The following is an 8,461-nucleotide window of genomic DNA, read 5'->3' on the forward strand; positions in this document are numbered from 1 at the left end:
TCGACAAAGCGAGGCTTGTCGGTGTCAATCACCACCACCCATTCTCTGGCTTGCAATCCTGGAGGGAGCGTAAATTCAATCATCTCATAGTGAGCATTGAAGCAGATGAAGAAACTCTCATCCATGACTCGTTCCCCCTCCACTCCCGGCGTGGCAATTTCTTCACCATTTAAGAAAATACCGATCGCCTTGGTATACCCCGCCATCCATTGATCCTCGGTCATATCGCCGCCATCGGGGTTGAACCAACCAATATCCTTAACGCTAGAACCGTGAATCGCTCGACCGAGAAACCACTTGCGTCGCCGGAATGTGGGATGCTGGCGGCGGAAATAGATCAGTTCACGGGTAAAGTCGAGAAGGGCGGCATTTTCCTCCGGTAAATCCCAATCAAACCAGGAGATGTCACTATCCTGACAGTAGGCATTATTATTGCCCCCTTGCGTTCGCCCAATTTCATCGCCGCCTAGTAGCATGGGGACACCTTGGGATAACATCAGCGTGACCAAAAAGTTGCGCCGTTGTCTATTCCTTAACTGGAGAATCTCTGGATCATCGGTTTCGCCTTCCGCCCCACAATTCCAGGAACGGTTATGGCTTTCCCCATCCCGGTTTTCTTCCCCATTTGCCTCGTTATGCTTTTCGTTGTAGCTTACCAGGTCATTCAGGGTAAATCCATCATGGGCAGTAATAAAGTTAATGCTAGCACTCGGTCGGCGTCCATTGGACTCATACAAGTCAGAACTTCCGGTGAACCGATAGGCAAATTCGGCTAAACTGCTATCTTCACCGCGCCAAAAGTCGCGCACCGTATCCCGATATTGCCCATTCCACTCGGACCATAGCAAAGGGAATTTACCCACTTGATAGCCGCCCATACCCACATCCCAGGGTTCAGCAATCAACTTCACATTCGAGAGAACTGGGTCTTGGTGAATAATATCAAAGAATGCCGCCAGACTGTCCACCTCATAGAGTTCTCGCGCCAATGCTGAGGCTAAGTCAAAGCGGAAGCCATCCACATGCATCTGTAGCACCCAATACCGCAGGCTGTCCATAATCAGCTTGAGGACTTGGGGATGACGCACGTTCAGGGAATTACCACAGCCGGTAAAATCCATGTAATAGCGAGGGTCATCTTCCATTACGCGGTAATAGGCTACATTGTCAATTCCGCGTAGGGAAAGCGTGGGACCGAGATGATTGCCTTCGCCGGTATGATTGTAGACGACATCCAGAATCACCTCAATCCCCGCTTTATGTAGCGCCTTAACCATTTCCTTGAACTCACGCACCTGTTGCCCTTGAGTGCCACTGGCGCTGTAATTAGCATTGGGTGCCATATAGTTTATGGAATCATAACCCCAGTAATTCTTTAAATCCTTATCCACTAAATGTCCGGGTTGGGACAAAAAGTGATGCACGGGGAGCAATTCTACCGCCGTAATCCCTAAAGTCTGAAGATACGCGATCGCGGCAGGATGGGCAAGTCCCGCATAAGTTCCGCGTAAGGGTTCGGGGATGTCTGGGTTTAGCTTCGTGAAGCCCCTAACATGGGTTTCGTAAATAATCGTTTCGTGAGCCTGTCGTTGCAGCAGTTCGTCCTCTTCCCAGTCAAAAGACTCATCGACTACCACGGCTTTAGGTACCAGGTGAGCATCATCGCTTTCAGACAAGACCAAGTCTTTTTCTGGATCATCCCACGGATAACCAAAGATTTCCTCCCCGTAGCCAATCTCGCCATCCAATGCCTTAGCATAAGGGTCAATGAGCAGTTTATTGGGATTGAAGCGATGACCCTCCTCCGGTGCAAAGGTACCATGGACGCGGAAACCATACCGTTGTCCCGGACCAATACCCGGTAAATAACCATGCCAGACGAAGTTGCTGACTTCTGTCAACTCGAAGCGTGTCTCCTCATCCTGATCATCGAATAAACAAAGCTCGACAGCCGTTGCGTTCTCACTGAACAAGGCAAAGTTTGTGCCTTTACCATCCCAGGTTGCTCCTAAAGGATAACTTTTACCGGGCCAAACGGGTACGTACATGCAGGAACCTCCTTACTCCATCACTATAAAATACTCAAGCTCAAGGCAACCTTTCTCCTAAGCCGTAAGATGGATCTAATTACTTATCGCATTTGCGCCTGATCAGGATCAACCTATAATTTTGCAGATTATTCCCTTCCCTAACACTAGATGCAGTTGATTAATAATGGGTAGATCAGCCAATCAATTGTTTTGGGGATTGGTAGGGTTAACTACTGCTTTGAGACGTCAAACATCTAACAGAATGGGTCTGCGCTGATGGATGAAACGTTGATTACACCCAATGGTATACGTTTAAACTGTTCACTCACTAATCCTTAATGTCTAAGCAATTCTAACCGCACATGACTCTCCCAGACCACTATGTCGCATTGATGATTGGTAACTCTCGGCTACACTGGGCTTGGTTTGCGGGAGATACTCTCCAAGATGCTTGGGATACCCAGCATTTCCCAGCAGCAGAGGTGGAATCGATCATCCAACACTGGACATCTGGTCTTCTACCTACCACCATCTTCGGTGAACCTTTTCTTTCTGGTTATTCCTCCAATCCATACCTACCCCTTTATATCGCTTCAGTCATTCCTGAGCAAACTCCATTGTGGCAAACTTATCCAGTTGCCCACGTTATTACTCTAGAGGATGTACCGCTTTTAGGCGTTTATCCTACCTTGGGTATTGATCGCGCCCTCGCTGTGTTAGGGGCGGGGGAAACCTATAATTATCCGGTGCTGGTGATTGATGCGGGGACAGCACTAACCTTTACGGGTGTCGATGATCATCGTCATCTCGTCGGCGGCGCTATTCTACCAGGACTCAAATTACAACTCGAATCCTTAGCCCACAACACAGCCGCTTTACCGTCTATCTCACTGAAGCGCCAATTACCCAACCGTTGGGCGATAGATACCTTGACCGCGATTGAAAGTGGCGTTATTTATACTCTATTAGCAGGAATTCGAGAGTTTATTGCCGATTGGTTACAGCGTTTCCCTAACAGCCCAATTGCTTTAACGGGTGGAGACGCTGACTTACTACTCTACTACTTACATAGTCGTTATCCTAAATTTTATCCTTATCTTGTTACCGATCGCCACTTAATTTTTTGGGGAATTAAATTTGTGGCTATAACGAAGAATCTTGCAGGTTAAGATGTATAGCACTACGCACTAAGGTTAGGACATAAAAGAAAAATTTAAATCGCTCAACACCTCGTAATTCGGACGTTCGGCGATCGCTCAGTCGAGTCGTCGAATATTTAAGTTATAGCAGTAGACACATCGATTAGGACTTTCGGCACCATTGTTCCAGACGCGCCATGGCGCGTCTCTACATAAATGATGTGTCCTAACCGCTATGGCGGTTGCTATATCTACTTCTTAAAAGAATAAATAATTGAATTAAATTTTTCTCAAAACTATTTTCTTTATCGTTTTTTAGCGATAACTTCACAAAAAAAACACAGGTAATACACTGAATTTATTAGTAACTCTGGAATACTGGAAATAGGCAAGGGTAAACAGTTAAGAGAATAAACAAATGTCCTTTTCTAACCAACTCCAGCTACTTGATCTAAAAGATATGGAAGAAAATCTTGAAGAACTCCTTTCTAGATGTCGTCAAATCCGACAGGGTTCAGGGGATGACCAAGACACCGAGGTACGAAATCAAACCGCTTCTGCTGACCAAGAGTCAGACTCAGACGACACATACTGGAGTTGAGCATTCGGGAGCGCGATCGCATTAGATAAATTAATTGGCAAGCCTTTGAGGAGTGACTTGATCGGTTTACCCCAATGCTTGCCTCTAAATTATGCAGATTTTGCACGTTCTGTCAAGTTATTTTACTGAACCGACGCTCTAGCTGCCGTAGAGGACAATCGTTTCCTCCGGTTCTATCACAACCACTCGGTCAGCCGTAACATTACCTGCGACACCACCAGCGACAGCACCGCCAATGATTTCTTCAATGCCCGCATCGCCGAAAACTTCACCTAATATCGCCCCACCAGCAGCACCGATACCCGCATCTTCTGCGATTGATCCGGTGGAGGTGTCCCGTGGGTCTTTTTGGTCTTCTATCACCTCTGAGGTAGCATCAAGGTTGTAGGTGCGACCATTCATTCTCACGCCTGTCGCCACGTAGCGCAATCCCCCACTTGCTGGTTCATAGCGACCCAGAATTGTTGCACCAGCAGGAATATACATCCCATCGACCGTTGTACCACGGGCAACTTCCAGATTGTACGAATAAGTCCTGTCATTATTCAAATGTAGCGTCTGGCTTTGAGCGCTCGTTGCTGGAATAGCAGCAGCCGTCTGAGCGACTACCATTTGGTTTTGAGCCTGTGCCACCTCAGGTACAAGCAACGGTGTACCGAAAAGTAAAGCAGAACCAGCCGCTAGTGCAGAAATTCCTCGTGTCAGGGAGTTTTTTGAAGTTTGTGAATTTTGATAGAACATAGCGTATAGACCTTTATTAAACGACTCATCTAATTCTATGTTCGCTCTGTTCAGGGGTTTTCTACATCCCTTGATAGTTAGAAAATTCAGAAAATTATTCTCTTATTAAAGGGGGATTTTGCCTACTGCCCAGTATTATTCGCTGGGGTTAAATCAGTTGCAGGATGGCATTTGCCTGTTTCCGATTGACAAATTTTACTTACGACAGAGGTGACTTGGTTCTAGATTAGACCCAACGGATTACTGAAATGGTTAAGGGTGAGAGGAGTCACTGGACTTAAATGATGTGTCCTAACCGCTATGGCGGTTGCTATATCTCATCGGGTGGTCTTCATCTGTCAATAAGGCTTCATCTTTGGAGATGCTAATGTCGCTCAAAGCCTTATTTAAAAAGTTTTAGACGGCTTGTCACTCCTTCAGAAAAAACCCTCAACGCGAAGGAGAAATAGGCGTTGAGGGGAGTCATCAGGGTGCATCTACCTTTCCCTCCTTCTCTATATGCCTGACTGCATCCGGAAAAACCCGAAATCCAGGGGGGAGAGAAGGCAGAAGGAAATAATCATTGTTTAGAGGGACTCGCTATTAAATCCTGAATCATTTTAATAAGCTATTTAAATCTAAAATTCTCAATTAATATGTAAAGATAATTAAAAAGTCGAGTAAATGAAGTTGATATAAGAAAGGAGACAACCGATGGTCGCAGTAGCAGAGGGAATTCAGCGTCGGTTGACGATGCAGACTACCGAAATTGCCCCGGATACCACGGCAATCCGATCGCTGGATTGGGATCGCGATCGCTTTGATATAGAATTTGGTTTACAGAATGGTACGACGTATAACTCGTTCCTGATTCAGAGTGAAAAAACGGCGTTGGTGGATACCTCTCATGAAAAGTTTCGCCAACTTTACCTGGATACATTGAAGGGATTAATTGACCCAGCCAGATTAGATTATTTGGTGGTTAGCCACACGGAACCGGATCACAGTGGCTTAGTTAAAGATATTCTGGCACTTGCCCCCAATATTACGGTGGTTGGCTCAAAAGTGGCGATCCAATTCCTGGAAAATTGGGTGAATCAGCCGTTTCAATCGCAAATCGTCAAAAACGGCGATCGCGTTGATTTGGGAAATGGGCATATCCTGGAAGCTGTCATTGCGCCGAATCTCCATTGGCCCGATACGATTTTCACCTACGATACCAAAACCCAGGTTCTATTTACCTGTGATGCTTTTGGGATGCACTATTGTGATGATTACACCTTCGATGAAGACATCGACCTGATCGAAAACGACTTTAAATATTACTATGACTGTTTAATGGGTCCCAATGCCCGTTCGGTGCTATCCGCTCTAAAACGGATGGACAAGTTACCTGAAATTAGCACCATTGCTACAGGTCATGGACCTTTACTCTATCACAACCTGAGTGAACTCACCGGACGGTATCGGCGCTGGAGTGAGGAACAGGCAAAAGCAGACACGACGGTTGCTGTATTTTATATCTCTGATTACGGATATAGCGATCGCCTTTCCCAAGCGATTGCCCATGGAATTACTAAAACTGGAGTGGCGGTGGATATGATGGACTTGCGATCGGCTGATCCGCAAGAGATTAAGGAATTGATGAGTATTGCGTCTGGGGTGGTGATGGGTACACCGCCGACGACGGGAGACGTTGCTGCTGTCGCCCAAACTGCGATGGGTACAATTTTGGGGGCGACGAATCCGAAGCAGTCGTTTGGTGTGTTTGAATCGGGGGCTCTTGAGAGTGAATCGGCGTATCTGTTGGTGAATAAGTTCCGGGATTTAGGACTAACGCCAGGATTCCCGCCGATTTTAGTCAAAGATACACCGAATGAACGGGTTTATCAGTTATGTGAAGAAGCGGGGACGGATTTAGGACAATGGCTGTCACGCGATCGCACGATTAAGCAAACGAAGTCCCTGGATAGTGATTTGGATAAAGCCTTGGGGCGAATCAGCAGTGGGCTCTATGTTATTACTGCCAAAAAGGGGAATATCACCAGTGCGATGGTAGCGTCGTGGGTAGCGCAAGCGTCATTTAAACCCTTGGGCGTATCGGTGGCGGTGGCAAAGGATCGGGCGATTGAGTCGTTTATGTATGTGGGCGATCGCTTTATTCTCAATGTCTTGGAAGCTGGGAATTACCAAGGGCTGATGAAGCATTTCCTCAAGCGCTTCCCGCCCGGTGCAAACCGTTTTGAGGGGATTAAAACTTATTCTGCCAGCAATGGTTCTCCGATTTTAGCTGATGCTTTAGCTTATATGGAATGTGAAGTGAAAAGTCGCTTAGATTGTGGCGATCACTGGACTATTTATGCCACTGTTTCGGCGGGACGAGTGTCTAAGACGGATGCGATGACGGCGGTACATCATCGTAAGGTGGGGAATCATTATTAGTCATTAGTCATTTGTCCTTGGTTGGTGATGAATGGGGGCGATCGCTGATTTTGTCGTGGTTTGTCTGTCCTCTTTGCGATATGCGCCCCATAAGTTAAAGGATTGTCTCTTACAGCGCTTTTGGTAGTAAGTGAGGTAGACAAACAGATCCCCCAGCTCCCTCAGCTTCATCGTATTTACAAAGCTGCTCAAGTATTTCCGCAACCCGCTCTAGGTTGGAGGCATGTAGGGGCGCAAAGACTTGCGCCCTTTGCCAACGTGCATCCATGCAACTTAAACTGAAAACCAAGACGGGTAACCGTTTCACCCTCATCCTCTAATCTCCATCCCCCCTAGCCCCTTTGAAAGGGGGGAATTAAGAAAAGGAGGGAACCATCAAATGTTAAACAAAACTTTTCAATTTAACATTTTAGTTTTAATCTTCTAAAGACAAGGCAAAATACGGCTGACCCCAGCCATCGCTGACAATGCCTAATTTGACGTTGTTTTTCCTCTGTAGTATACTTTATGAAGTTTTGTTTTTTAAGGTAAGTTAGGTTTTTCCTGTCAATTTTTCCACCAAACGCTTCAACATCCTAAAATCACGTCATTCCACCTCGCCAGACGTCGAAAAAATAAAAGACTACAACCATACCCCAATGACCCAATTTCGGCACTGGCGAGAGGGGCATATTTGACAAAAAAACAATTTGATGATAGATGGAGTGTGGAGAAGAATTGCACCGTTATATAGGACGGAATTTTCTGCGATCGCTTCCCTCTTGGGTCATGCTTCAAACTCATCATCATCAACAGCTTCTTATATAACGGATATGACAACGGTACTGAATTTAGACCCAATTACCACCCTGACACGGGAACAGTTTTTTCAACTGTGTCAGGCGAATCCAGATTTACCGCTAGAACGTTCATCAACGGGAGAATTAATTATCGTGACACCTATCGGGGGTGAAGGGGGCAAACGTGAGGCAAATCTGATTATTCAGGTGGGGATTTGGAACCAACAAACTCAGTTAGGAGTGGTGTTTAGTTCTCAAACTGTATTTAGTTTACCCGCAGGCGGCGAGCTCGCATAGCGAGAAGCTTCGCTAACGCTCTCCAGATGTGGCTTGGGTAGAAGTAAGCCGATGGCAAGGATTGAGTCAGGAAGAACGGGAAGGATTTCCGCCAATTTGCCCAGATTTCGTGATCGAGTTGCGGTCTCGCACGGATCGATTAAAGCCACTTCAGACCAAAATGTTGGAGTATTGGGCGAGTGGATTGCGGTTGGGTTGGCTGATTAATCGTAAGGATCGGCAGGTGGAAATTTATCGTCAGGGACAAGAGATAAACTACCCAGACTTGCTAAGAGCTGAGGTCTGGGTTTTTAGTAGCCCGCTCAGTCATCGAACAAGCTAAGACTTCGGCGTGAGCGCTCAGTCGAACGCTGAACATACTTAATAGTTCGGCTTAGCTTGCACGATAACCCCGTGCCTCCAGGCTGGTTTATAGACAGCCCCACAAGTGCAATATTATTGGCTCCATTAAAG

Annotated in this window: 5 protein-coding genes and 1 pseudogene; 4 read left to right on the forward strand and 2 right to left on the reverse strand. The window is 46.4% G+C overall.

The features are described from left to right. Positions 1-2,048: glycogen debranching protein GlgX (gene glgX / locus RH949_RS10400; protein ID WP_446352908.1), on the reverse strand; the 2,048-nt coding region annotated here is incomplete at its 3' end. A gap of 344 nt (positions 2,049-2,392) precedes the next feature. Between glgX and RH949_RS10405 the strand changes: the two genes are divergently transcribed. Both RH949_RS10405 and RH949_RS10410 read left to right on the forward strand, forming a co-directional pair. Beyond that, positions 2,393-3,199 (forward strand): pantothenate kinase, encoded by an 807-nt coding sequence (locus RH949_RS10405; protein WP_044206604.1) that lies wholly within the window; start codon positions 2,393-2,395, stop codon positions 3,197-3,199. A 388-nt stretch (positions 3,200-3,587) separates the two neighbouring features. After that, on the forward strand, positions 3,588-3,770 hold the full coding sequence (locus tag RH949_RS10410) for a hypothetical protein (protein ID WP_044206606.1): 183 nt from the start codon (positions 3,588-3,590) through the stop codon (positions 3,768-3,770). Between the two features lie 138 nt (positions 3,771-3,908). Here the strand turns inward: RH949_RS10410 and RH949_RS10415 are convergent, their stop codons facing one another. Continuing rightward, complete coding sequence (locus RH949_RS10415) at positions 3,909-4,511, reverse strand: hypothetical protein (protein ID WP_446352910.1); 603 nt, start codon at positions 4,509-4,511, stop codon at positions 3,909-3,911. A gap of 693 nt (positions 4,512-5,204) precedes the next feature. Between RH949_RS10415 and RH949_RS10420 the strand changes: the two genes are divergently transcribed. Together RH949_RS10420 and RH949_RS10425 are read left to right on the forward strand one after the other, a co-directional pair. Next, positions 5,205-6,932, forward strand: a complete 1,728-nt coding sequence (locus tag RH949_RS10420; protein ID WP_446352912.1) for a diflavin flavoprotein — start codon at positions 5,205-5,207, stop codon at positions 6,930-6,932. Between the two features lie 812 nt (positions 6,933-7,744). Beyond that, positions 7,745-8,330, forward strand: a pseudogene (locus RH949_RS10425) (Uma2 family endonuclease). Positions 8,331-8,461 lie beyond the last annotated feature (131 nt).

This window comes from Coleofasciculus sp. A1-SPW-01 (assembly GCF_040217205.1).
Lineage (GTDB): Bacteria > Cyanobacteriota > Cyanobacteriia > Cyanobacteriales > Coleofasciculaceae > Coleofasciculus > Coleofasciculus chthonoplastes_A.